We start from the raw sequence: 22875 nt of genomic DNA, 5'->3' as shown, positions 1-22875 counted from the left end.
CGTCATAGGGGCCGCTAGGAAGCCCATATGGCGGCTGAAGACCGGCGGGGGGCGAAAGATTGGCGGAAAGCCGCCGTAACCCGCAGGCGGCGCGATAAAAGCGGCCGCGGGGCGAGAGGAAAAAGCAATGGCGCGTCAAGACAGCAATGGAAGCAATGGCGGCGGCGGATCGGGCCGTTCGCCGACCAACGCCGCTTTCGCGGATTCGTCTTTCCTGTTCGGCGGCAACGCCGCCTACATCGAACAGCTCCAGGCCGTCTACAAGGCCAATCCGGTCGGGGTCGATCCCGAGTGGCAAGAATTTTTCGCCGCCCTGAACGATGACGGCGCCTCGATCGACGCCAACGCCAAGGGCGCCTCATGGAAACGCGCCAACTGGCCGATCGTTCAGCAGGGCGAACTGGTTTCGGCGCTCGACGGCCAGTGGCCGATCAATGAAAAGGCGCTGGCTGACAAGATCAAGGGCAAAGCCGCCGGCAAAGACGGCAAGGGCGAAATTTCCGCCGCCGAATTGCATCGCGCCACCCAGGATTCGGTGCGCGCCATTATGATGATTCGCGCCTATCGCATGCGAGGCCATCTGCACGCCAACCTCGATCCGCTCGGTCTCGATCCGCAAAAGGATCACGAAGAGCTGCATCCGTCGAGCTACGGCTTCACCGAAGCCGATTACGACCGCAAAATTTTCATCGATCATGTGCTCGGCATGGATTACGCTACCATCAAGGAGATGCTGGCGATCCTGCGTCGCACCTATTGCGACACCATCGGCTGGGAGTTCATGCATATTTCCGATCCAGCGGAAAAGGCCTGGATTCAGGAACGCATCGAAGGTCCGCACAAAGAAATCACCTTCACTAAGGAGGGCAAGCGCGCCATCCTGCAGAAACTGGTCGAGTCGGAAGGCTTCGAGAAGTTTCTTGACGTGCGCTATACCGGCACCAAGCGCTTCGGCCTCGACGGCGGCGAAGCGATGATCCCCGCACTTGAGCAGATCATCAAGCGTGGCGGCGCCCTCGGCGCCCGGGAAATCGTGCTGGGCATGGCCCATCGGGGACGCCTAAATGTGCTCTGCCAGGTGATGGGAAAGCCGCATCGCGCCTTGTTCAATGAATTCAAGGGTGGCTCCTTCCTGCCCGAGACAGTGGAAGGCTCCGGCGACGTCAAATATCACCTCGGCGCCTCGTCCGACCGCGAATTCGACCAAAACAAGGTCCACCTGTCGCTGACGGCCAATCCATCGCATCTGGAAATCGTAGATCCGGTGGTGCTCGGCAAAGTGCGCGCCAAGCTGGACCAGGTTACCGACCGCGCACCGGATGACCGCCGCTCGGTGATGCCGCTATTGATTCACGGCGATGCCGCTTTCGCCGGACAGGGCGTGGTGGCGGAATGTTTCGGCCTGTCGGGCCTCAAGGGCCATCGCACCGGCGGCTCGATCCATTTCATTATCAACAACCAGATCGGCTTCACTACCTATCCGCGCTATTCGCGCTCCTCGCCCTATCCTTCAGATGTCGCCAAGACGGTTGAGGCGCCTATTCTCCACTGCAATGGCGACGATCCGGAAGCGGTAGTCTTTTGCGCCAAGGTGGCGACGGAATTCCGCCAGAAATTCCAGAAGCCGGTGGTCATCGACATGTGGTGCTATCGCCGCTTCGGCCATAACGAGGGCGACGAGCCGTCCTTCACCCAGCCGTTGATGTACAAGAAGATACGCGCGCATAAGTCGACGCTCGACATCTATTCGGAAAAGCTGATCGTCGAGCAAATCGTTACACAGGGCGAAGTCGACAAGATGAAAGCCGACTGGCGGATCCGCCTCGACGCCGAATTTGAAGCCGGTCCTTCTTACAAACCCAACAAGGCCGACTGGCTCGAAGGCCAGTGGGCTACCCTCAAGTCGGCGCCCAGCGCCGAGCAGGAAGAAGCGCGGCGCGGCAAAACCGCCGTCGACAAGGTCAAGCTGCTTGAATATGGCGAAAAGCTGTGCACGGTTCCAGAAGGCTTCCACGTCCACAAGACGATCCAGCGGTTCATGGACAATCGCCGCAAGGCGATCGAAACCGGCGTTGGCATCGACTGGGCGACCGCCGAAGCTCTGGCATTCGCCTCGCTAGTCGATGAGGGCTACCGGGTTCGTCTGTCGGGCCAGGATTGCGAACGCGGCACTTTCTCACAGCGCCATTCGGTGGTGATCGATCAGGAAAATGAAAGCCGCTATGTGCCCCTGAATCATATCCGCGACGGCCAGGGTCATTACGAGGTCATCAATTCGATGCTCTCGGAAGAGGCGGTGCTGGGCTTCGAATATGGCTATTCGCTGGCCGAGCCCAACGCTCTTACCCTCTGGGAAGGGCAGTTCGGCGATTTCGCCAATGGCGCGCAGGTGTTGTTCGACCAGTTCATCTCGTCGGGCGAGCGCAAATGGCTGCGCATGTCCGGCCTCGTCTGCCTGCTGCCGCACGGCTATGAAGGCCAGGGCCCGGAACATTCCTCGGCGCGGCTCGAACGTTTTCTGCAAATGTGCGCCGAAGACAATATGCAAGTCGCCAATTGCTCGACACCGGCGAATTACTTCCACATCCTGCGGCGGCAACTCAAGCGCGACATCCGTAAGCCCTTGATCCTGATGACCCCGAAATCGCTGCTGCGCCACAAGCGCGTGGTGTCAACGATCGAAGAATTGTCGGGCGACGGCCACTTCCGTCGGCTGCTCTCGGATCACGCCGAGACCGAGGCCAATGAGGCGATCAAGCTGGTCAAGGACGACAAGATCCGCCGCGTCATCCTGTGCACCGGCAAGGTCTATTACGACCTATACGAAGACCGCGAGAAGCGCGGCGTCGACGACGTCTATCTCCTGCGCGTCGAACAGCTCTACCCGCTGCCGCTCAAGGCTCTGGTCAATCGCCTGTTGCGCTTCAAAAAGGCCGAAGTGGTGTGGTGCCAGGAGGAGCCGAAGAACATGGGGGCCTGGAGCTTCGTCGAGCCCTATCTCGAATGGGTGCTCGCCCAGGTCGGCGGCAAGAGCAAACGCGCGCGTTATGTCGGGCGTCCGGCTTCGGCGGCGACGGCGGCAGGCACGGCGCCGCGCCATCTCGCCCAGCTTCAGGCTTTCCTCGACGATGCTTTCGCCAGCTGAAATTCGACCCCTCCGGACTCCGGCGCGCCGGAGTCCTTTCTCCTCTCTTGAGCCGCGTCAGCGGCGGAATTGATCCCCATGGCTACTGAAATCCGCGTTCCTACCCTCGGCGAATCCGTCTCCGAAGCGACCATCGGCCGCTGGTTCAAGAAGCCCGGCGACGTTGTCAAAGCCGACGAGCCCTTGGTTGAGCTCGAAACCGATAAGGTGACGCTCGAAGTCAACGCGCCGGCAGCTGGCGTATTGGCGGAAATCGTAGCCAAGGACGGCGACACCGTCGAACCCGGCGCTCTGCTCGGCCAGATCTCCGCAGGCGGCGCTGTCGCCGCTCCCGCAGTCGCGGCGCCCGCCCCGCCTGCCGCCGCCGCAGCGGTCGTGGCCGGCGCGCCTGCCGGCGCCGGCGCTCCGCCTTCGCCCGCCGCCGCCAAAAACGCTGCCGACCGCGGCATTAACGTCATCGACGTCGCGGGCTCCGGCAAGCGCGGCCAGGTGTTGAAAGGCGACGTCCTCGCCTTCGCCGCCGCTCCCCCCGCCGCCGCTCCGGCTCCGGTCGTCGTTCGCGCGCCCTCCAGCGCCAACGATTCAGCGCGTGAAGAGCGCGTGAAAATGACCAAGCTGCGCCAGACCATCGCCCGCCGCCTGAAAGAGGCGCAGGCGACCGCCGCCATGCTGACGACCTTCAACGAGGTCGATATGGCGCCGTTGATGAGCCTGCGCGCTCAGTACAAGGACCTGTTCGAGAAGAAGCACGGCGTCAAGCTCGGCTTCATGGGCTTTTTCGTGAAGGCCTGCACCCATGCGCTGAAGGAAATTCCGGCGGTCAACGCCGAGATCGACGGCACGGACATCATTTACAAGAACTTCTGCCACGTCGGCGTCGCGGTCGGCACCGAAAAGGGCCTGGTCGTTCCGGTGATCCGCGATGCGGAAAAACTGACCATTGCCGGCATCGAAAAGACCATCGCCGATTTCGGCAAACGCGCTCGCGAGGGTCAGCTCAAGATCGACGAAATGCAGGGTGGCACCTTCACCATCTCGAATGGCGGCGTCTATGGCTCGCTGATGTCCACGCCGATCCTCAATGCCCCGCAATCGGGCATTCTCGGCATGCACAAGATCCAGGAGCGCCCTGTGGTCATTGGCGGCAAGATCGAAATCCGCCCGATGATGTATCTCGCCCTTTCCTACGATCACCGCATCGTCGACGGCAAGGAGGCCGTCACCTTTCTCGTGCGCGTAAAGGAAGCGCTGGAAGATCCGGCGCGTCTCGTCCTCGATCTTTGATCTGATCCCGCTCCATGCCCGGCCTGTCCGGGCATGGTTCGTTTTCCGCGGAGAATGTTATGTCCTACGATCTCGTTGTCATCGGCGCCGGCCCGGGCGGCTACGTCTGCGCCATTCGCGCCGCCCAGCTTGGCCTGAAAACCGCCATTGTCGAAAAACGCAAGACTTTTGGCGGCACCTGCCTCAACATCGGCTGCATTCCCTCCAAGGCGCTGCTGCACGCTTCCGAAGTTTTTGAAGAAGTCTCGCATGGCGTGGGCGCGCTCGGCGTCGTCGTCGCCAAGCCGAAACTCGATCTCGCCGCCATGATGAAGCATAAGGACGAGACCGTCGGCGCCAATGTGCAGGGCGTCGCCTTCCTGCTGAAAAAGAACAAGGTCGACGCCTTTTTTGGGGCCGGTTCCATTCCCGCCGCCGGAAAGGTGGAAGTGACCGCTGAAGACGGCTCGAAGCAGGTTCTTGAAACCAAGAATATCGTGATAGCCACGGGCTCCGAAGTGACGCCTTTGCCCGGCGTGACCATCGACGAAAAAATCGTCGTCTCCTCGACCGGCGCCCTTGAGCTCGCGAAAGTTCCAGCGAAGATGATCGTGGTTGGCGCCGGCGTGATCGGTCTCGAACTCGGCTCCGTCTGGCGGCGTCTAGGCGCCGAAGTGACGGTCGTGGAATATCTCGACCGCATCTTGCCTGGCATGGATTTCGACACCGTCAAGCAGTTCCAGCGGCTGTTGGAAAAGCAGGGCGTGAAATTCCAGCTCGGCTCGAAAGTGACCAAGATCGAAACGGCCAAGAATCTCGCCAAGGTGACGGTCGAGCCAGCCGCCGGCGGCGAAGCAAAGACGCTCGACGCCGACATCGTGCTGGTCGCTATTGGCCGCCGTCCCTATAGCGAGGGCCTCGGCCTGGAGGCTCTTGGCGTGGCCATGGATCGCGGCCAGATCGTTATCGACCACAAGTTCTCTTCCAATGTGCCGGGCGTCTACGCTATTGGCGACGCGGTTCGCGGACCGATGCTGGCCCACAAGGCCGAGGACGAAGGCGTGGCAGTGGCGGAGCTTCTTTCCGGCCAGCATGGCCATGTGAATTACGATGTGATTCCTGGCGTGGTTTACACCTATCCGGAAATCGCCTCAGTGGGCGCTTCCGAGGAAGACCTCAAGGCCCAGGGAATCGCTTACAAAAGCGGTAAGTTCCCCTTCACCGCCAACGGCCGCGCCCGCGCCATGCGCCATACCGATGGTTTTGTGAAGGTTTTGGCCGATGCGGCGACCGACCGCGTGCTGGGCGTTCACATTCTCGGCTTCGGCGCCGGCGAAATGATCCATGAAGCCGCCGTGCTGATGGAGTTCGGCGGCTCATCGGAAGATCTCGCCCGCACCTGCCACGCCCATCCGACCATGTCGGAAGCGGTGAAGGAAGCCGCCATGGCAGTGGAAAAGCGCGCCATCCATATGTGATCGTCCCGGTCGACCTTCGTTAGTTTATGCAAAGCTCGGGTTTTCCGGGCTTTGCCTTTTTCGACCCACGTCCCTTTCCGCACAGGTTTACGGGAGAAATCATGGTTTCGCCGGCTTCCGCCGCCAAGCCATCGACGCCGCCGCAGGGCTCGGCTTCGGCGCGATATATTCGCGGATTGCGCGCCCTCACACGTTCCAGCGAATTGGCTTTGGTCGCCGCCGCAGCTTTGGTCGGTCTCGTCGCCGCGCTTTGCGTCACCGCCATGACCCAGACCGCCATCTTCATGCATAAGCTGATCTTCGATTTGCCTTTCGATGTGCGTCTGAGCGCCGCCGACCGCGTTTCGCCCTGGGCCGCTTTCGGCGCTCTTTCGCTCGGCGGCCTTAGTCTCGGCCTGATGGAAAGTTGGCGGCGCAAGCGCGAAATTCCGGGTCCGGTCGATCCGATCGAGGCCAATGCATTGCGCGGCGGCCGCATGTCGCTGCGCGATTCCTTTGTCGTCGCGATGCAAACCCTGATTTCGAATTCCTGCGGCGCCTCGGTAGGGCTGGAGGCCGGCTATGCCCAGATCGGATCGGGTCTTGGTTCGTACTTCGGCCAGAAACTCGGGGTCCGCCGATCTGATTTGCGCTTGCTCGTAGGGGCGGGCGCGGCGGCGGCCATCGGCGGCTCGTTCGGCGCGCCACTGACGGGCGCCTTTTACGCCTTCGAAATCATCCTCGGCGCCTACTCCATCGCCGGCGCCGGCCCGATCTTCGCGGCGTCAATCGTCGGCGTACTGACCACTCATATTCTCGCCGGCGCGCCCTATCAGATTTCGACTCCGCCGATCGAGCCGCTGACCCTCGGAGGCTATCCCGCTCTGTTCGGCCTCGCGGCTTGCGCCGCCGCGCTCGGCATAGCGGCCATGCGCGCCGCCGGACTTTCCGAAAAGGCGCTAGAGGCGACGAAGCTTCCCGTATGGGCGCGGCCAGTGATTGGCGGCTTTTTTGTCGCCGCCCTGGCAGTCGTCACGCCGCAGGTCCTGGGCGCCGGCCATGGCGCGCTAGCCTTGGTTATTGCGACCAATTTTTCGCTCATGGCCTTGGCTGCCTTTCTCAGCCTCAAAATGGTCGCTTGCATGGTTTCGCTCGCCAGCGGTTTTCGCGGCGGTCTGTTTTTCGCCTCGCTGTTCATGGGCGCGCTGCTCGGCAAGATTTATGCGATGGTGCTGTTCGCAGTGCTTCCCGCCGCCGTTCCCGATCCGACTATCTGCGTTCTCGCGGGCATGGCGACGCTGGGCGTCGTCATCGTCGGCGGCCCCTTGACCATGTCCTTTCTCGTGCTGGAAAACACCGCGGATTTTTCAGTCACCGCCGGCGTTCTGGCGGCGTCCGTCGCCGCCAGCCTGATGGCGCGCAGAGCCTTCGGCTATTCCTTCTCCACGTGGCGCCTGCATTTGCGCGGCGAAAACATTCGCAGCGCAAATGATATCGGCTGGATCTCCGATCTTACCGTCGGCCGCCTGATGCAGCCCGACCCACCGACTGTCGACGCGAGCATCGAACTACGTGAGTTATGCGCCCTCTATCCGCTGGGCTCGGCCCGAGCCATTGTCGTCACCGACGAAGCCGGACGTTACGCCGGGCTGGTCAATCTTGCCGAGGCCCATGTCCACGCGCAGAACGGCGGCGGAAAGGCCGGCGAACTGGCCCGGTTCTCCGATAGCGCGCTCCACGCTGCTATGAACGCAAAAGTAGCCATGGCGATTTTCGATAAGTCGCAATCGGACCAACTCGCCGTCGTCGATCCCCTGAGCGAAGCCCCCATCGGAATTTTGTCGGAGCCCTATCTCGCCCGCCGCTATGCCGAAAAAGCCGACGCCGCCGCGCGCAGCGCCCTCGGCATGTGAGTCTTCATCTGCTTGTTGCCCGCGGATGGGAGGCGAGATAAGCTTCAAAAAGCCGCGCCTTATCGATCGACGTATAGATTTGCGTCGTTGACAGGCTGGCGTGGCCTAGTAATTCCTGGATCGAGCGCAAATCTCCTCCGCGCCCCAGAAGATGGGTGGCGAAAGAATGGCGCAAAGCGTGAGGCGTCGCCGAATCGGGCAGGCCAAGCGCTCCGCGCAATCGTTCCACCGTCAACTGGATAATTCGCGGCGATAGAGGACCGCGACGCGCGCCGACGAACAAAGGCCCATCCGCCGGGAGCGCAAAAGGACAAAGCTCAAGATAGGTTTCCACCATTTTCCGCGCGGGGATGATCACCGGAACCGCGCGCGTCTTCCCCCCCTTGCCGATAATCCGCAGGGAATCGACAGCCCCAACCGGCGCCTGCGCGCGGCGGATCGACAAAGCTTCGGAAATGCGCAGGCCCGCGCCGTATAATAGCGCGAGAACCGCCCTGTCGCGGGCGGCAATCCAAGGCGGGCGCGTCTCGCCTTCATCCGATTCGCCCGAGGCCAACTCGCGCGCCTTCACCGCCGGCAAGGCTTTGGGCAAAACCCGGGGATTTTTCGGCGTGCGGACCTTGTCGAAAACCCCGATGGTCGCAAGCTCCTCGTGACCGAGATAGCGAGCGAAAGAGCGCAACCCGGCCAATTGGCGCAACAGTGAGCGCGATCCAACGCCCTGTTCGCGTCGGCGCGCCATGAAGGCGCGCAAATCGCACGGCCTCAATTCGCTCAAGGCCGAAAGGCCGACCGGCGCGTCAAGCCGCTCCGCCAAAAAGACGAGAAATTGTCGCAAGTCGCGCGCGTAGGCGTCGAGAGTCAGAGGCGAAACACGACGCTCTCCCGCGAGACGCCGCAGCCAAAAAAGCGCCGACTGCGCAAGTTGCGCGTCGGCGCACGGAAAAGAGAGGGCGCCCGAACCGAGCGTTGAATTTTCACTTTTTCCATTCATGTCGGCAATCTATTCGCCGACTGTCAATAATCCCTTGCCTGTGGAAAGACCGCAGCGCCGACTTCACGCCCGTGTCAGTTGCTGCAGCGCCAAAACGCGGAATTCCTCGTAATGGCGCGCGATCTGATGTTCGGACTGGGCGACGCCAGCGGCCATGAAATCCTTGTGAATTTCGGCCAATGCGCAATTGGCGGCAGGGGACGCGATATCGTTGGCGACCAGGGCCTGTGCGTAATTCGCCGCCGCCTCGACGGACTTGTGGAGCTGTTCGGCGGCCCAGATCCCGAGCATGTATTTGGCGCGGGCGAGGGCCTTGAACAGTATCTCCTCGTCATGCGCGAATCTGTTTTCAAAGGCTACTTCGCGCTTGTCGAACGTGGACATAGGCAATCCCCTTCCTGTCTCAGGATTTTTGATCTTCCGTTATATATAATCTCAACGCGGCTATGACTAGCACGGCTCTCGCCTGTGCCGCGACGCGATGATGGGTCTTTCGGCGAATAGGCGGCGCGAACCTGGTTGATTCGTGCAAACGGCTTGTGCAAAGACGCCGAACGGGATAGGAACCTTAGGAAACGCGGCCTGATGGTTTCGATTCCGCGCGACGATTCCGCCGAGAGCCATTGTCGCCAATTGCGACTTGTAAGGACGCAAACGTCGCAGGAGGCCGGAGGAGCCGCGGCATCCATGGATTTTCTCAAAGATCGGTTGATTCACATGAACCGCCGCCGTCGCATCTACGAAGGCAAGGCCAAGGTCCTCTACGAGGGTCCGGAGCCTGGCACATTGATCCAGCATTTCAAGGACGACGCCACCGCCTTCAACGCCAAGAAGCACGAAGTGATCGACGGCAAGGGCGTGCTGAACAACCGGATTTCGGAATATATTTTCCAGAATCTGAACGATATCGGCGTGCCGACTCATTTCATCCGTCGACTCAATATGCGCGAGCAATTGATTCGCGAAGTCGAAATCATCCCGCTCGAAGTGGTGGTGCGCAATGTCGCCGCCGGCTCGCTTTCTATGCGCCTCGGCATCGAGGAAGGCTCGCAGCTGCCCCGCTCGATCATCGAATTCTATTACAAGAACGATGCGCTCAACGATCCGATGGTTTCGGAAGAGCATATCACCGCTTTCGGCTGGGCAACCCCGCAGGAAATCGACGACATCATGGCGCTGGCGATCCGCGTCAATGATTTCCTCACCGGCCTGTTCCTTGGCGTCGGCATCCGTCTGGTCGATTTCAAGATGGAATGCGGTCGGCTTTGGGAAGGCGACATGATGCGCATTGTCGTCGCAGACGAAATCTCGCCGGATTCCTGCCGCCTGTGGGACATCAAGTCCAATGACAAGCTGGACAAGGACCGGTTCCGCCGCGATCTCGGCGGCCTCGTCGAAGCTTATACCGAAGTCGCCCGCCGCCTCGGCATCATGCAGGAAAACGAGAAACCGCATACCGGCGGCCCCAAGCTGGTGCAGTGATTTCAAAAAACCGCTGAAGAGGATGGTTCCTGAAATGAAAGCCCGCGTCACCGTCACCTTGAAGACCGGCGTGCTCGATCCGCAGGGCAAGGCGATCGAGGGCGCCCTGCATTCGCTTGGCGTCAACGGGATCGCCTCGGTGCGGCAGGGCAAGGTTTTCGATATCGAAGTCGAAGGATCGGACCCCGAGGCGGCCAGGGAGACCCTGGCGGCCGCCGGCGATAAATTGCTGGCCAATACGGTCATCGAAGATTATCGCGTCGAAATCCTGTGATCGGCCGCTCCGGTCCCGCCTAATTTTGGAGAGCGCCATGAAGGCGGCCATCGTGCTTTTTCCCGGCTCCAACCGCGAGGGGGACGCCGCTCGCGCCCTGCGCCAGGCCGGCGCCGACACCACCATCGTCTGGCATGCCGATCACGACCTCCCGGCGGGAACCGATCTCGTCGTCCTCCCTGGCGGCTTCAGCTATGGCGATTATCTGCGTTGTGGCGCCATCGCCGGACGCGCCCATATCATGGATGCCGTCCGACGCCACGCCTTGCGTGGCGGACTGGTGCTCGGCATTTGCAACGGTTTCCAGATCCTGTGCGAAAGCGGGCTGTTGCCGGGCGTTCTCATGCGCAACCGCGATCTGCGCTTCATCTGCAAGCGCCAGCACCTGCGCGTCGAACGCAACGACACCGCTTTTACGCGGGCTTACGCGCTTCACCAGGCGATCGATGTCGCCATCGCCCATGGCGAAGGCAATTACGAGGCGCACGAGGAAACCATTCAGCGACTTGAAGGCGAGGGCCTTGTCGCCTTCCGTTATTGCGACGCCCAAGGCCAAGTCGGCGGCGCAGCCAATCCCAACGGCTCGACCAACGACATAGCCGGGATTTATTCCGAGAAATTCAATGTGCTCGGCATGATGCCGCATCCGGAAAACCTGATCGACCCATTGGTCGGCGGCATAGACGGACGCGGGCTCTTCGACGCTCTTGCGCGCAGCGCCGCCTGAAAGCGGATTCGAGGAATTCCTGAAACCATAGCCTCCGCCTTGCGCGGAGGCTTTTTTGTTTCGGCAGTGAAAAATGAAAAAAGCCCGGTCTCGCGACCGGGCTTTCGATTGAATCTCGCGAGAGCGAAAAATCAGTACTTGGCCACGACCGCGGCGGGGAACAGGTCGCCAACGCCGAAGCGATAGCCGACGCCGACGCTGACGAGCCAGGGGTTAACATTCACATGTACCGCATCCAGACCGCCGGGCACGCCAACATTGCCGTTGGTGTTCAGGAAGATATATTTGGCGTCGGCGTTCAGGACCCAGTGCTTGGTCAGATAATAGTCCGTGCCGACCTGCAGCGCGAGACCCGCGGCAGGATGAAGGTTGACGGCGTCGCCGACGCCCAGCGAGCGGGTCAGCGGCGAAGTGGTTTTGAGGAACCAGGTATAATTGGCGCCGACGCCGAGATAGGGGTCCCACTGGCCCAGCGCGAAGTGGTACTGCAAGGTCGCAGTCGGCGGCAGAAGCGTGGTGTTGGCGATGTTGATGCGATTGCCGAAAGGCGTCAGGGAGCCCTCGAGGGTGTGGTGCGACATGCCGGCGATGACTTCAACGGCCCAGTGCTTGGTGATGAAATAGGTCAGGTCGGCTTCCGGAACCACATTGTTCGTAAGCTTGCTGCCATAGATCGTGCTGCTGAACAGCGTCGAACCGCTGCCGTTCGGCAGAACGCCGAGGGCGCGAACGCGGACCAGGAAGGGATCGAAGCTATCGTCGATCGGCGCATAGACCGGAGCTTTGGTCGTCGGCAGATCGGCAGCGAAAGCCGGAGCGGCGAGCGTGCCGAGGAGAGCGGCAGCGAAAGCGCCGCAAACAAGCTTTTTCATGACAATATTTCCAATTTTTGAGAAGCAAGGCGCCGAGGAGCGCCGCGGGCGACGTCTTTGGCTCGGCCGCCAACTTGCCGCCGACTCGTTAAATATGATTTGATTTGGATCAAGCGTAAACCGCTTGACAGCAAGCTCTGGCGTGGAGTGATTAAATTATCACAGTTTCGGCCAGGGTCGGTCCGGGCAAGCCCGGCGACGACCATCAAAGCCGATTGATTGCGGCCTTTTTACACGCGTTCTTGCCAATCCGGGCGCGACATTCTAATCGAAAGAGCCATGCGCGCATCTCTTGCGCCCTTTATAAGGCCGGATTCCTTGACCGCTCAGACGCTCCACGACGAACCGGCGATCACGCCAGAACTTGTCGCCCTGCATGGACTCAAGCCGGATGAATACCAGCGCCTTGTCGCATTGATCGAGCGCGCGCCGAGCTTCACCGAACTCGGCATTTTCTCCGCCATGTGGAACGAGCACTGCTCGTACAAGTCGTCGCGGCTGCATCTGAAGAAACTGCCGACCAAGGCGCCATGGGTCATTCAGGGACCGGGGGAAAACGCCGGCATCATCGACATCGGCGACGGTCTCGCCTGCGCGTTCAAAATGGAGAGCCATAACCATCCTTCCTATATCGAGCCCTATCAGGGCGCGACGACCGGAGTGGGCGGCATTTTGCGCGACGTGTTCACCATGGGGGCGCGACCTGTCGCCTGCCTGAATCTATTGCGTTTCGGCTCGGTCGATCATCCGCGCACCCGCCATCTGGTCTCGGGCGTCGTCGCCGGCATTGGCGGCTACGGCAACAGTTTTGGCGTGCCCACGGTTGGCGGCTCGACCGCCTTCCATTCGAGCTATGACGGCAACATTCTCGTCAACGCCATGGCGGTAGGCTTGGTGCGCAAGGACGAAATTTTCTACGCCGCCGCAACGGGCGTTGGCCGGCCGATCGTCTATCTTGGCTCCAAGACCGGTCGCGACGGCATCCACGGCGCCACCATGGCCTCGGCGGAATTCGATGCGGACAGCGACGAGAAGCGCCCCACGGTCCAGGTCGGAGATCCCTTTTCGGAAAAGCTTCTGCTCGAAGCCTGCCTCGAAATCATGGCCAGGGGCTGCGTCGTCGCCATTCAGGACATGGGCGCGGCCGGGTTGACCTCGTCGGCCGTCGAAATGGGCGCCAAGGGCAATCTCGGCGTCGAACTCGACCTCGACAAGGTTCCCTGCCGCGAGCCGGGCATGAGCGCCTATGAAATGATGCTGTCGGAGAGCCAGGAGCGCATGCTGATGGTCCTCGACCCTGACAAGGAAGAAGAGGCCGAGGCCATTTTCCGCAAATGGGGCCTGGATTTCGCGGTGATCGGCAAGACCACAGACACTTTGCGTTTCGTCGTCAAGCACCAGGGTAAGATCAAGGCCGATCTGCCGATCAAGGAACTGGGAGACGAAGCCCCGCTTTACGACCGCCCCCATGTCCCGACGCCCAAGCCGGAAAAACTCGATTCGGCGACGCTTCCGGCGCCGCTTTCCATCGACGCCGCGCTGAAGAAACTCGTCGCCTGTCCCGATCTCGCCTCAAAACGCTGGATCTGGGAGCAATATGACCATCTCATCCTCGGGAACAGCGTTGTCGGCCCCGGAGGCGATGCGGCGGTCGTGCGCATCGAGGACGGGCCGAAAGGCCTCGCGCTGACCACGGACGTCACGCCGCGCTATTGCTTTGCCGATCCCGTCGAGGGCGGCAAACAGGCGGTGGCGGAAGCGTGGCGCAACATCAATGCTGTCGGCGGCCGGCCGCTGGCGCTGACCGACAATCTCAATTTCGGCAATCCGGAAAAACCGGAAATCATGGGCCAGTTCGTCGGCTGCCTTGAAGGAATTGGCGAAGCCTGTCGCGTGTTAGACTTCCCGATCGTTTCCGGGAATGTCTCCCTCTATAACGAAACGCAAGGCAAAGGCATCTTGCCAACCCCGTCGATCGGCGGCGTTGGCCTGGTCGACGACGTGACGAAATGCGTCGGCCTGGCTTTTCGCGCGGCGGGCGAAAAAATTCTCCTCGTCGGCGAAACCGAGGGTTGGCTCGGCCAGTCGATCTATCTGCGCGAAATTCTTGGCCGTGAGGAAGGCGCGCCGCCGCCGGTCGATCTGGCGCGCGAAAAGGCCAATGGCGATTTCGTCCGCAATCTGATCTCGAAAAGCCTTGTCACCGCCGCGCATGACTTGTCTGACGGCGGTCTCGCCATCGCTTTGGCCGAAATGGCGATGGCGGGCGAAATCGGCGCCACGGTCGAGGCGCCCGGCGCCGAAGAGCCGGCGATCTGGTTCGGCGAGGATCAGGGCCGCTATCTTCTCACCGTGCGGCCGGATTCGGCGGAAGAAGTTTGCGCCAAGGCCCGCGGGGCGGGCGTCGCCGTTGCGATCATCGGCGAAACCGGCGGCGAGGCTTTGCGGCTCGGCGCCAGCGAACCTTTGCTGGTGCGGGAATTGCTTGACGCGCATGAAAACTGGATGCCGTCCTACATGGCCGGCGGCGGCAAGACCGCGTAAGCGTAATTATAATCGAGGGCCAGCCCTCCCGACCCTGAAGGAATGCCCAATGCCGATGGCAGCCAGCGAAATCGAACGAATGATCAAGACCGCCTTGCCTGATGCGGAAGTTTTTATCACCGATCTCGCCGGCGACGGCGACCATTACCGCGCCCAGGTGATTTCCGAGGCTTTTCGCGGGAAGAGCAGGATTCAGCAACATCAGATGGTCTATGCCGCACTCGGCGGCCAGGTCGGAGGGGTCTTGCATGCTCTCGCGCTCGAAACAGCGCCGCCCGAAACGGCTTGAACCGGGACGCCCCACGGCTTACCTATAATCCGTCGCGGAGCCTTGACCTCCGTTCGAAAGGAACAAGCCATGTCGGATACGCAGATTTCCAACGCCATCGACCGCATCAAACAGGATGTCGCCGCCAATGACGTCCTCCTGTTCATGAAGGGCACGCCGAATTTTCCGCAATGCGGCTTTTCCGGCCAAGTCGTGAAAATCCTGGGTTTTCTGGAGACGCCCTACAAAAGCGTGAACGTGCTCGAAGATCCAGAAATCCGCGAAGGCGTCAAGCAATACGCCAATTGGCCGACCGTTCCCCAGCTTTACGTCAAGGGCGAATTTGTCGGCGGGTGCGACATCGTCCGCGAAATGTTTCAGTCGGGCGAGCTGGTAGGCCTGCTCAAATCCGCCGGCGTGCCGGTCAAGGATGCGCAACAAAGCTGAGCTATCAATCCTGGGTCGCCGCCTTGACCAAGGCCAGGGCGTCGGCGCCATCCCATTTGGCCGGACCGGCCAGCACGCCGATTTCGCAGCCGTCGCGCCCTATGAGAAAACTCGTCGGCAATCCGACTAGCTTGCCGCTCTGTTGCAGGGTCTGAAAGGCTTTTGCCGACGAATCGGCATAAAAAGTCAGGTTTTTCACCCCGGTTTCCTGCAGGAAGGTTTTAGGCCGCTCCAGTCGCGCCGTGTCGATGTTGACCGCGACGACCGAAAAACCTTCTCCGCCCTTCGCACCCTGCAGACGATCCAGGGCCGGCATTTCCTCGCGGCACGGGACGCACCAGGTCGCCCAGAGATTCAGCAATACGGTCCGGCCCTTGAACGAGGCGAGATCGACGGGCTTTCCGTCCTGCGAAAAGTTCAGCGCCGGCATCGGCTTTGGCTGCGCTTCGATCGCCAATGCGGCGATGTCGCCCGTCGCCAAGCCTGCAAGCTTGGGCGCGATCGCGGCGGAGGCGGCGCATTCTCCCGCGTCTGCCAAGGCAGCTTCCTTGCTCCCGCCCCCGTTCATCCCGTATAGGACGAACCACAAAGCCGCCGCGACGCCGACGGCTGCGAGAAGGACGGGAGGCAGGACCAGCCGCCGAGCAATAGCGCGCATCTGCGCGGGGCTGGCGGTCGGCGGCGAATCGGGCTCGTCATTCATTTTTGGCCTCGCTATGGAGCGGTCATGAGCAATCAAATGTGGGGCGGCCGCTTCGCCAGCGGCCCAGATGCGATCATGGAGGAGATCAACGCCTCCATTGGTTTCGATTATCGCCTTTGGGGCCAGGATATCGCCGGCTCGAAGGCGCATGTCGCCATGCTGGCGCAAACCGGAATCGTGTTGCCGGCCGACGCCGAAGCCATCACGCAAGGTTTAGACGAGGTCGCGCGCGAAATCGAGAGCGGAAAATTCGCCTTCTCGCGCGCCCTTGAAGACATTCACATGAATATCGAATCGCGTCTCGCCGAACTGATCGGTCCTGCGGCCGGACGGCTGCACACCGCCCGCTCGCGCAACGATCAGGTCGCGCTGGACTTCAAGCTCTGGGTGCGAGACACTATCGACGAGATCGACGGCCAATTGGCCGATTTGCAAAAGGCATTGGCGGAAAAGGCGGAGAAATTCGCCGATGCCGTGATGCCGGGCTTCACCCATCTGCAATCGGCGCAGCCGGTGACGTTCGGCCACCACCTCCTCGCCTATGTGGAAATGTTCAGTCGCGATCGCGGCCGCTTTCACGACGCGCGCGTTCGTCTGAATGAGTGCCCGCTTGGCGCGGCGGCTTTGGCCGGCACGTCCTTTCCCATCGACCGCGCCGCCACGGCGAAGGCGCTCGGCTTCGACCGTCCGACCGCCAATTCATTGGACAGTGTATCGGACCGCGATTTCGTGCTCGAAACCCTGGCCGCCGCCGCCATTGCCGCCACCCATCTTTCGCGCTTCGCCGAGGAAGTCGTACTCTGGACAACGTCGCAGTTCGGCTTCGTAGCCTTGTCCGACAAATTCACCACCGGCTCCTCGATCATGCCGCAAAAGCGCAATCCCGACGCGGCGGAACTGGTGCGCGGCAAATCAGGCCGGATCATCGGCGATCTCGCCGGTCTGCTGGTCGTGATGAAGGGCCTGCCGCTCGCTTATTCCAAGGATATGCAGGAAGATAAGGAAGGCTGTTTCGATTCGCTCAGTTCGCTGTCGCTGTGCATCGCCGCCATGGCGGGAATGGTCCGCGACATGGCGCCGCGTGTTGAGCGGATGAAGGCGGCGGCCGGTTCGGGCTATTCCACCGCCACCGATCTCGCCGATTGGCTGGTGCGGGCGCTCGGCCTGCCATTCCGCCAGGCGCATCATGTCACCGGACGAATCGTCGCGCTGGCCGCTGAAGCGGGGCTGGAACTGGAACAATTGACTTTGGCGCAGATGCAATCGGTCGAGGCCGCGATCAATCAAGATGTCTTCGACATTCTCGGCGTCGAAAAGTCGGTGCGCAGCCGCATGAGCTATGGCGGCACGGCTCCCGACAATGTGCGCCTTCAGGCGCAAACCTGGGCGCAACGACTTTCCGGCGGAAAGCCCCGCTGATCGGGAAACTTATTTCGTCATCGGCACAGCCTTCGGCTATAGTCCGCGCAATTCGGTTCGTATTTCGGGAGACCGGGCTTCTTGACCTGCCATTCCATCCTCAAGACAGCATTGTTCGCCGCCGCCTTGTCGGGGGCGCTACTGCTCGACGGCTGCGGCCGGCGCGGGCCGCCGATCCCCCTCGATCCCGCTATCGAAAAAAAATCGGAAGCAGCGCCCGATACGCCGGAACAGGCCCATACGACCGCGAACTCGCGAGCCCCACTGCCGCATGGGCTCGACGACAATTCGCTGAAGGTCGGCGCGCCAAAAGGCCCCACGCCTTTCGATTTCCTGCTTTAGGGTTCGGCATGCATCACTTCCATTATGACAGCGGCGTGCTTCATGCCGAAGGCGTTCCTTTGCCGGAGCTGGCGCTAGAGGTAGGGACGCCGTTCTATTGCTATAGCGCGGCGACGATCCGGCGCCATTTCACTGTCTTTTCGCAGGCTCTGAGCGATCTCGACGCCATGGTTTGCTACGCCATGAAAGCCAATTCGAATCAGGCCGTTCTGACCGTGTTGGCTCGACTGGGCGCCGGCATGGACGTGGTGTCGGAAGGCGAATTGCGCCGCGCCATCGCCGTCGGCGTTCCAGGAGGAAAGATCACCTTTTCCGGCGTGGGCAAGACCGAGCGGGAAATCGCTCTGGCCCTGAACCACGGCATTTTCTGCTTCAATGTCGAATCGGAACCGGAATTGGAGCGCATTTCCCAAATCGCTTCTTCGCGGGGACAAAGGGCTGACGTAGCCCTGCGCGTAAACCCCGACGTGGACGCGAAAACCCATGCGAAAATCTCGACCGGCAAATCGGAAAACAAATTCGGCGTTCCTATTTCCATCGCCCGCTCGGTCTATGCTCGGGCTGCGACTCTGCCCGGCATCAGAATCGCCGGCGTCGACATGCATATCGGCTCGCAGATCACCGATCTCGCGCCTTTCGACAATGCTTTCGCCATTCTCGCCGATTTCGTCTGTCAATTGCGCGCTGACGGCCACGCGATCGCCCATCTCGACCTCGGCGGCGGCCTCGGTATTCCATATTCCGAGCGCGAAAACCCCGACAGCTATCGGCCCGAACTCTACGCGGAAGTGGTCCGCCGCCACCTCAAGCCGTTGGGCGCACGCCTTGTTTTCGAACCGGGGCGGCTGATCGTCGGCAATGCCGGCGTGTTGGTCACGCGGGTGCTGTATATCAAACGAGGCGCGGCGAAAAATTTTGTTATTGTCGATGCGGCGATGAATGACCTCGTGCGGCCGACGCTTTACGAAGCCCATCATGATATTTTTCCTGTCGTCGCGCCGGACGAGGGGACGGCCGTCATCAAGGCCGATCTCGTGGGGCCGGTGTGCGAGACTGGCGATTATCTGGCCTTGGGCAGGGAAATGGCGGAACCGCAGCCAGGCGATCTATTGGCGATCATGTCGGCCGGCGCCTATGGCGCTGTGCAGGCCGGAACCTATAATTCGCGCCTGCTCGTGCCGGAAGTTCTGGTTGATGGCGACAGGCATGCGACCATTCGTCCGCGCGGAGATTATGAGAACCTGATCGGTCTGGACAAAATTCCGCCGTGGTTGACATGAACCTTCTTTGTGGCGCGAGATTGAGTATCGGATAACGAGGCGCCAAAGGTGACGAAGGAACTATCGGGATTTTTGTCCGGACTGAGGGCCTTTTTCGCCGGGGCCGCGCAACCACGTCTTCGCCGACTGGCCTTTTTTGCCCGGGCGGCGCTGCTGATCGAGCGTCTAGCCGTCGCGCTCGCGCCCGTCGCCATCATAACCGGATTTTTTGTCGCTTTGAGCTGGACCGGCTTGTGGCTCGGCGCTCCTGCTTATGCGCGCACGGCGGGAATAGCGGTTTTTATCGGCCTGTTCGCCACCACTTTGATGCGGCTGCGCCGGTTTTCCTTCCCCAGCGCAAAGGAGGCGCGCGCGGCGCTTGACGGCGACGACCCCGATGCGCCGGCGGCCGCTCTCGCCGACGCTCTCGCCAATGACGGCGATCCACAAACGCAGAGGCTGTGGCGCCTGCATTTGCGGCGCTCCGAAAAAATTTCTGCCCGCCTGCGGCCGATCTGGCCGGCCCCGCGTCTCTGGGCTCTGGATCGTTACGCTCTGGGCGCCCTGGCGGTGCTCGCCCTTTGCGCCTGCGCTTTCGTGGCAGGGCCGGAAAAATACGCCAGGCTCGCCGCCGCCTTCGACTGGCGCTGGCGCCTCACGACCGAGGCGCCGTCGCGCATAGATGTCTGGATCGATCCGCCCGCCTATACCGGCAAGCCACCGATCGTCCTGCCTTTTGCCGATAAAAGCGTGCCCGTTACGGCGCCCGTCGGCTCTTCCATCGTCGTGCGCGCAACAGATGGGCCCGATCTCCGCGTCACGACCCAAGGGGGGGTCGAGCCGGCGATTACCGGCGCGGACGATGCAACGCGGAAAGAGCGCCGTTTTATTCTGCGCGGCGATGGAGGCTTAAGCCTTTTCCGCAGTAGTTCCGAAATCGCCAAGTTTTCGCTGCACAGCTTGCCAGACGCCCCGCCGACCATCACGCCGCTGGAGGCGCCTCAAACCAATCTGCGCGGCTCCTTCGTCCTTGCCTATCGCATCGACGACGATTACGGCGCACGCGACGCGCAAGTAAGCGCCAGACCGACCGCCGACTTACCAGGGGGTCACGCCCTGTTCGCCCCGCCGAGCGGGCCGCTCGAACTGCCCGCCGCGCCCGGTGGACTGGGCGAAGCCCGAAGCACCATCGACTGGTCCGACAGTCCTTACGCCGGCGCCTCGGTCGACCTCACCCTGATCGTGCATGACGAAGGCGGTAATGAAGGACAGGCGATTTTGCGCGGATTCGTCCTCCCGAAAAAGAACCTGACCAATCCATTGGCCCTCGCCCTCGCGGAACAGAGAAGGCTTCTCGCCCTCGATTCCGGTCAAAGAGACCAGGCTTTATCGGCTATCGACGCCTTGATGGTCGCGCCCGAGCTTTTCACGCCAAAGCTCAGCGTCTATCTCGGCCTGCGCTACGCCCATTCCGCGCTTCGACGCGCCCGCACCGACGCCGATCTAGTCGCTGTCGCCGATTTTCTTTGGGAAATGGCCCTGCGCGTCGAAGATGGCGACGCCCCGCAGGCCGAGCGCGATTTGCGCGCGGCCGAGAAAGCTTTGCGCGAGGCTCTGAACAGGCGCGCGCCGCCGGAAGAAATCGCCCGCCTGACCCAGCAATTGCAGAAGGCACTGGACGGATTCCTCGCCGAAATGGAAAAAAAGGCGGCAAATCGCGCCCGCCCCGGCGAGGCGGACAGCGGCGACGGCCGTTCGGTCAGCGCCAAGGACCTCAAATCCATGCTTGAGCAAATGGCCCAAGCGGCGAAGGACGGCGACAAGGACGCCGCCATGGATATGCTCGACCGGATGCAAGACATGCTGGAAAATCTGCGGCAGGCGCAAAAATCCGGCGAAGGCGGCAAAGCCGCAGACAAACGACGCAAGATGCGCGACATAGACAGGATGATGCGCGAACAGCAAAAATTGCGTGACGACACTTACGCACATGAGCGGGCCGAACCTACAGAGCCCGAAGAGGAGTCGTCGCAAGCGCAACCTCAGCAGCGTCGCCAGGGGCGCGGCCAGGAGCTCTCCAAAGATAAGCGGCGCAGAGCCGACAAGGGCAGCCAGGGCAGGAGCGGAGACGCAGCGGGCTCCGGCGACCAACAGGCGGAGAGCGATGCCGGCGAATCGGAGCAGGGTCAGTCCGATGCGGCGAATCGGGACCCCCTTGACCTTCGCCAGGGACGCTTGCGTGAAAAGCTGAATTCTCTGCAGCGTCGCTCGGAGAGTTCCGACGCATCGGCGCCCGAGGGCCTGACCGAGGCCGAAGAAGCCATGAGGCAGGCGGAACAATCCTTGCGTCAAGGCGATGATTCCGCCGCCCTGGAGGCGCAGGGGCGCGCTTTGGACGGGTTGCGCAAAGGCGCGAGCGAGTTGGCCAAACAGGCGCAACAGGGCGAAGGCGGCGAAGGCGAAGAAGAAGGGCAGACCGGCAAGGGTCGTGGAATGCGCGGGCGGAACGGCGAGGGCCCGTTCGGCCAGGCCAATCGGGCAAACAATATCGACGCCACCACGGCTCAGAAAGCGCGCAAGGTGCTGGAAGAACTGCGTCGCCGGCTTTCCGACCCCAGCAGGGCGCGCGAGGAACTCGATTATCTTGAACGCCTGATCAAGCCCGATTGATTCGCCCCCGCGATTCCTGCAGAACAGCGCCCGCAACCGGACGAGCCGATCATGAGCCATTTTTTCGATTATCTTGTCGGCGCGGCCTTGCTCGCGGTGACGATTGCGCTTGCAATGGGTTTGGCCAACATGTTGCGGGGCGGCAGCCCCAATCTGTCGCAAAAGCTCATGCGCTGGCGGGTTGGCCTGCAATTGGCGGCGATCCTCGCAATCATCGGCGCGCTCTTGATGCGAAAATGATCGAAATCGGGTGAGTTGGCGCCATGGTCAAGCTGAACAAGATCTATACCAGAACAGGCGACGACGGCTCGACCGGCCTCGCGGATGGCGAAAGACGCGCTAAATGCGACCCGCGCGTCGAAGCTTATGGCGACGTCGACGAAACCAATTCCGCCATCGGCCTCGCGCGCCTGTCCACCGCCGCCCTGCCGGAACTCGACGCCATGCTGGCGCGCATCCAGAATGACCTGTTCGACCTCGGCGCCGATCTCGCCACGCCAGAGTCGGACAAGCCACTCGGTTACGAGCCCTTGCGCGTCGTGGCCTCCCAGCCGACGCGGCTAGAACAGGAAATCGACGCGCTCAATGCTCGCCTGACGCCCCTTCGCTCCTTCGTCCTGCCAGGAGGCGCGCCCGCCGCCGCCGCCCTCCATCTCGCTCGCGCCATATGCCGGCGCGCCGAAAGGCGCATGGTCGCCTTGGCGGAGGACGAGATCATTGGCGCGCCCGCGATGCAATATATCAACCGCTTGTCGGATTTCCTGTTCGTCGCCGCGCGCATCGCCAATGAAGACGGCGCCGCTGATATCTTGTGGAGCCCCGGCCAGAATCGCTGAGGTTTTGTGGCAATCTGCCGCATGTTTCAGGCTGTTTTTCCTAAACCAAGGCAGCGTTGACTCGCCTGTCAGCCCCAATTACCAGATCGTTACACTATTGCGCTCCCAATGGAGGTCGAAGTCGATGAAGATTCTTGTGCCCGTGAAGCGGGTGGTTGATTACAACGTCAAGATCCGGGTGAAGACGGACGGATCGGGCGTCGAACTGGCCAATGTCAAGATGTCGATGAACCCGTTCGACGAAATCGCCGTCGAGGAGG

20 protein-coding genes and 1 pseudogene are annotated in these 22875 nt (G+C 61.7%); 17 read left to right on the top strand and 4 right to left on the bottom strand.

The window, feature by feature from the left end; all coding sequences use genetic code 11:
- The first annotated feature begins 127 nt into the window (after nt 1–127).
- The 4 genes from ACLP2E_RS21725 to ACLP2E_RS21710 all read left to right on the top strand — a co-directional run bounded on the left by ACLP2E_RS21725 (nt 128) and on the right by ACLP2E_RS21710 (nt 7778).
- Nucleotides 128–3145, top strand: coding sequence for a 2-oxoglutarate dehydrogenase E1 component (locus ACLP2E_RS21725; protein ID WP_442462483.1), 3018 nt, complete (start codon nt 128–130; stop codon nt 3143–3145).
- A gap of 78 nt (nt 3146–3223) precedes the next feature.
- The gene (gene odhB / locus ACLP2E_RS21720; RefSeq protein ID WP_442467097.1) at nt 3224–4429 is read left to right on the top strand and encodes a 2-oxoglutarate dehydrogenase complex dihydrolipoyllysine-residue succinyltransferase; all 1206 of its coding nucleotides are present in this window, start codon (nt 3224–3226) and stop codon (nt 4427–4429) included.
- Between the two features lie 59 nt (nt 4430–4488).
- The gene (gene lpdA / locus ACLP2E_RS21715) at nt 4489–5886 is read left to right on the top strand and encodes a dihydrolipoyl dehydrogenase (RefSeq protein ID WP_442461581.1); all 1398 of its coding nucleotides are present in this window, start codon (nt 4489–4491) and stop codon (nt 5884–5886) included.
- A gap of 101 nt (nt 5887–5987) precedes the next feature.
- Nucleotides 5988–7778 (top strand): chloride channel protein, encoded by a 1791-nt coding sequence (locus ACLP2E_RS21710; protein WP_442467096.1) that lies wholly within the window; start codon nt 5988–5990, stop codon nt 7776–7778.
- Nucleotides 7779–7782: 4 nt separating this feature from the next.
- On the opposite strand, the gene ACLP2E_RS21705 is transcribed toward ACLP2E_RS21710, so the two are convergent.
- Together ACLP2E_RS21705 and ACLP2E_RS21700 are read right to left on the bottom strand one after the other, a co-directional pair.
- Entirely contained in the window at nt 7783–8772 is a 990-nt protein-coding gene (locus ACLP2E_RS21705; RefSeq protein ID WP_442467095.1) for a tyrosine recombinase XerC, read from the bottom strand.
- A 63-nt stretch (nt 8773–8835) separates the two neighbouring features.
- Entirely contained in the window at nt 8836–9156 is a 321-nt protein-coding gene (locus ACLP2E_RS21700) for a DUF1476 domain-containing protein (protein ID WP_442461584.1), read from the bottom strand.
- Between the two features lie 303 nt (nt 9157–9459).
- Between ACLP2E_RS21700 and purC the strand changes: the two genes are divergently transcribed.
- From purC to purQ, 3 genes are read left to right on the top strand one after another with little or no spacing between them, the layout of a single operon-like run.
- Nucleotides 9460–10254, top strand: coding sequence for a phosphoribosylaminoimidazolesuccinocarboxamide synthase (gene purC / locus ACLP2E_RS21695; protein WP_442461585.1), 795 nt, complete (start codon nt 9460–9462; stop codon nt 10252–10254).
- Nucleotides 10255–10288: 34 nt separating this feature from the next.
- Nucleotides 10289–10528 (top strand): phosphoribosylformylglycinamidine synthase subunit PurS, encoded by a 240-nt coding sequence (purS, locus tag ACLP2E_RS21690; RefSeq protein ID WP_442461586.1) that lies wholly within the window; start codon nt 10289–10291, stop codon nt 10526–10528.
- A gap of 37 nt (nt 10529–10565) precedes the next feature.
- A complete protein-coding gene (gene purQ, locus ACLP2E_RS21685) occupies nt 10566–11255 on the top strand; it encodes a phosphoribosylformylglycinamidine synthase subunit PurQ (protein WP_442461587.1) in 690 nt (229 codons plus the stop codon).
- 131 nt (nt 11256–11386) lie between these two features.
- Here the strand turns inward: purQ and ACLP2E_RS21680 are convergent, their stop codons facing one another.
- Nucleotides 11387–12127, bottom strand: a complete 741-nt coding sequence (locus tag ACLP2E_RS21680) for an OmpW/AlkL family protein (RefSeq protein WP_442461588.1) — start codon at nt 12125–12127, stop codon at nt 11387–11389.
- Nucleotides 12128–12406: 279 nt separating this feature from the next.
- On the opposite strand from ACLP2E_RS21680, the gene purL reads away from it, so the two are divergent.
- From purL to grxD, 3 genes are all read left to right on the top strand, one after another.
- Nucleotides 12407–14671, top strand: coding sequence for a phosphoribosylformylglycinamidine synthase subunit PurL (purL, locus tag ACLP2E_RS21675; RefSeq protein ID WP_442467094.1), 2265 nt, complete (start codon nt 12407–12409; stop codon nt 14669–14671).
- A gap of 49 nt (nt 14672–14720) precedes the next feature.
- On the top strand, nt 14721–14960 hold the full coding sequence (locus ACLP2E_RS21670; RefSeq protein WP_442461590.1) for a BolA family protein: 240 nt from the start codon (nt 14721–14723) through the stop codon (nt 14958–14960).
- An 84-nt stretch (nt 14961–15044) separates the two neighbouring features.
- A complete protein-coding gene (grxD, locus tag ACLP2E_RS21665) occupies nt 15045–15386 on the top strand; it encodes a Grx4 family monothiol glutaredoxin (RefSeq protein WP_442461598.1) in 342 nt (113 codons plus the stop codon).
- A 4-nt stretch (nt 15387–15390) separates the two neighbouring features.
- Here grxD and tlpA read toward each other — a convergent pair whose 3' ends face one another.
- Nucleotides 15391–16089: a thiol:disulfide interchange protein TlpA gene (tlpA, locus tag ACLP2E_RS21660; protein WP_442461591.1), complete on the bottom strand. Its 699-nt coding sequence runs from the start codon at nt 16087–16089 to the stop codon at nt 15391–15393.
- Nucleotides 16090–16113: 24 nt separating this feature from the next.
- On the opposite strand from tlpA, the gene argH reads away from it, so the two are divergent.
- The 7 genes and pseudogenes from argH to ACLP2E_RS21625 form a co-directional block, all read left to right on the top strand.
- Nucleotides 16114–17508, top strand: coding sequence for an argininosuccinate lyase (argH, locus tag ACLP2E_RS21655; RefSeq protein ID WP_442467093.1), 1395 nt, complete (start codon nt 16114–16116; stop codon nt 17506–17508).
- Between the two features lie 81 nt (nt 17509–17589).
- Complete coding sequence (locus ACLP2E_RS21650) at nt 17590–17850, top strand: hypothetical protein (protein WP_442461593.1); 261 nt, start codon at nt 17590–17592, stop codon at nt 17848–17850.
- An 8-nt stretch (nt 17851–17858) separates the two neighbouring features.
- Complete coding sequence (gene lysA, locus ACLP2E_RS21645; protein ID WP_442467092.1) at nt 17859–19130, top strand: diaminopimelate decarboxylase; 1272 nt, start codon at nt 17859–17861, stop codon at nt 19128–19130.
- 48 nt (nt 19131–19178) lie between these two features.
- Nucleotides 19179–21779: a TIGR02302 family protein gene (locus ACLP2E_RS21640; protein ID WP_442467091.1), complete on the top strand. Its 2601-nt coding sequence runs from the start codon at nt 19179–19181 to the stop codon at nt 21777–21779.
- 51 nt (nt 21780–21830) lie between these two features.
- On the top strand, nt 21831–22019 hold the full coding sequence (locus tag ACLP2E_RS21635; RefSeq protein ID WP_442461596.1) for a twin transmembrane helix small protein: 189 nt from the start codon (nt 21831–21833) through the stop codon (nt 22017–22019).
- A gap of 23 nt (nt 22020–22042) precedes the next feature.
- Complete coding sequence (locus ACLP2E_RS21630; RefSeq protein WP_442461597.1) at nt 22043–22615, top strand: cob(I)yrinic acid a,c-diamide adenosyltransferase; 573 nt, start codon at nt 22043–22045, stop codon at nt 22613–22615.
- Nucleotides 22616–22739: 124 nt separating this feature from the next.
- A pseudogene (locus ACLP2E_RS21625) lies at nt 22740–22875 on the top strand (electron transfer flavoprotein subunit beta/FixA family protein); the annotation flags it as partial.

It is taken from the genome of Rhodoblastus sp. (assembly GCF_052145335.1).
Lineage (GTDB): Bacteria > Pseudomonadota > Alphaproteobacteria > Rhizobiales > Beijerinckiaceae > Rhodoblastus.
The sequence above is the reverse complement of the archived record's forward strand: the minus strand, read 5'-3'. Positions and strand labels throughout refer to the sequence as shown.

Bases quoted from the DNA above. Each gene is read 5' to 3' on its own strand.
- ACLP2E_RS21635 (WP_442461596.1), top strand. From the start codon at position 21,831: ATGAGCCATTTTTTCGATTATCTTGTCGGCGCGGCCTTGCTCGCGGTG.
- ACLP2E_RS21700 (WP_442461584.1), bottom strand. From the start codon at position 9,156: ATGTCCACGTTCGACAAGCGCGAAGTAGCCTTTGAAAACAGATTCGCG.
- argH (WP_442467093.1), top strand. From the start codon at position 16,114: ATGAGCAATCAAATGTGGGGCGGCCGCTTCGCCAGCGGCCCAGATGCG.
- tlpA (WP_442461591.1), bottom strand. From the start codon at position 16,089: ATGAATGACGAGCCCGATTCGCCGCCGACCGCCAGCCCCGCGCAGATG.
- ACLP2E_RS21710 (WP_442467096.1), top strand. From the start codon at position 5,988: ATGGTTTCGCCGGCTTCCGCCGCCAAGCCATCGACGCCGCCGCAGGGC.
- lysA (WP_442467092.1), top strand. From the start codon at position 17,859: ATGCATCACTTCCATTATGACAGCGGCGTGCTTCATGCCGAAGGCGTT.
- ACLP2E_RS21630 (WP_442461597.1), top strand. From the start codon at position 22,043: ATGGTCAAGCTGAACAAGATCTATACCAGAACAGGCGACGACGGCTCG.
- purC (WP_442461585.1), top strand. From the start codon at position 9,460: ATGGATTTTCTCAAAGATCGGTTGATTCACATGAACCGCCGCCGTCGC.
- lpdA (WP_442461581.1), top strand. From the start codon at position 4,489: ATGTCCTACGATCTCGTTGTCATCGGCGCCGGCCCGGGCGGCTACGTC.
- ACLP2E_RS21680 (WP_442461588.1), bottom strand. From the start codon at position 12,127: ATGAAAAAGCTTGTTTGCGGCGCTTTCGCTGCCGCTCTCCTCGGCACG.
- odhB (WP_442467097.1), top strand. From the start codon at position 3,224: ATGGCTACTGAAATCCGCGTTCCTACCCTCGGCGAATCCGTCTCCGAA.
- ACLP2E_RS21705 (WP_442467095.1), bottom strand. From the start codon at position 8,772: ATGAATGGAAAAAGTGAAAATTCAACGCTCGGTTCGGGCGCCCTCTCT.
- purQ (WP_442461587.1), top strand. From the start codon at position 10,566: ATGAAGGCGGCCATCGTGCTTTTTCCCGGCTCCAACCGCGAGGGGGAC.
- ACLP2E_RS21725 (WP_442462483.1), top strand. From the start codon at position 128: ATGGCGCGTCAAGACAGCAATGGAAGCAATGGCGGCGGCGGATCGGGC.
- purL (WP_442467094.1), top strand. From the start codon at position 12,407: ATGCGCGCATCTCTTGCGCCCTTTATAAGGCCGGATTCCTTGACCGCT.
- purS (WP_442461586.1), top strand. From the start codon at position 10,289: ATGAAAGCCCGCGTCACCGTCACCTTGAAGACCGGCGTGCTCGATCCG.
- ACLP2E_RS21670 (WP_442461590.1), top strand. From the start codon at position 14,721: ATGCCGATGGCAGCCAGCGAAATCGAACGAATGATCAAGACCGCCTTG.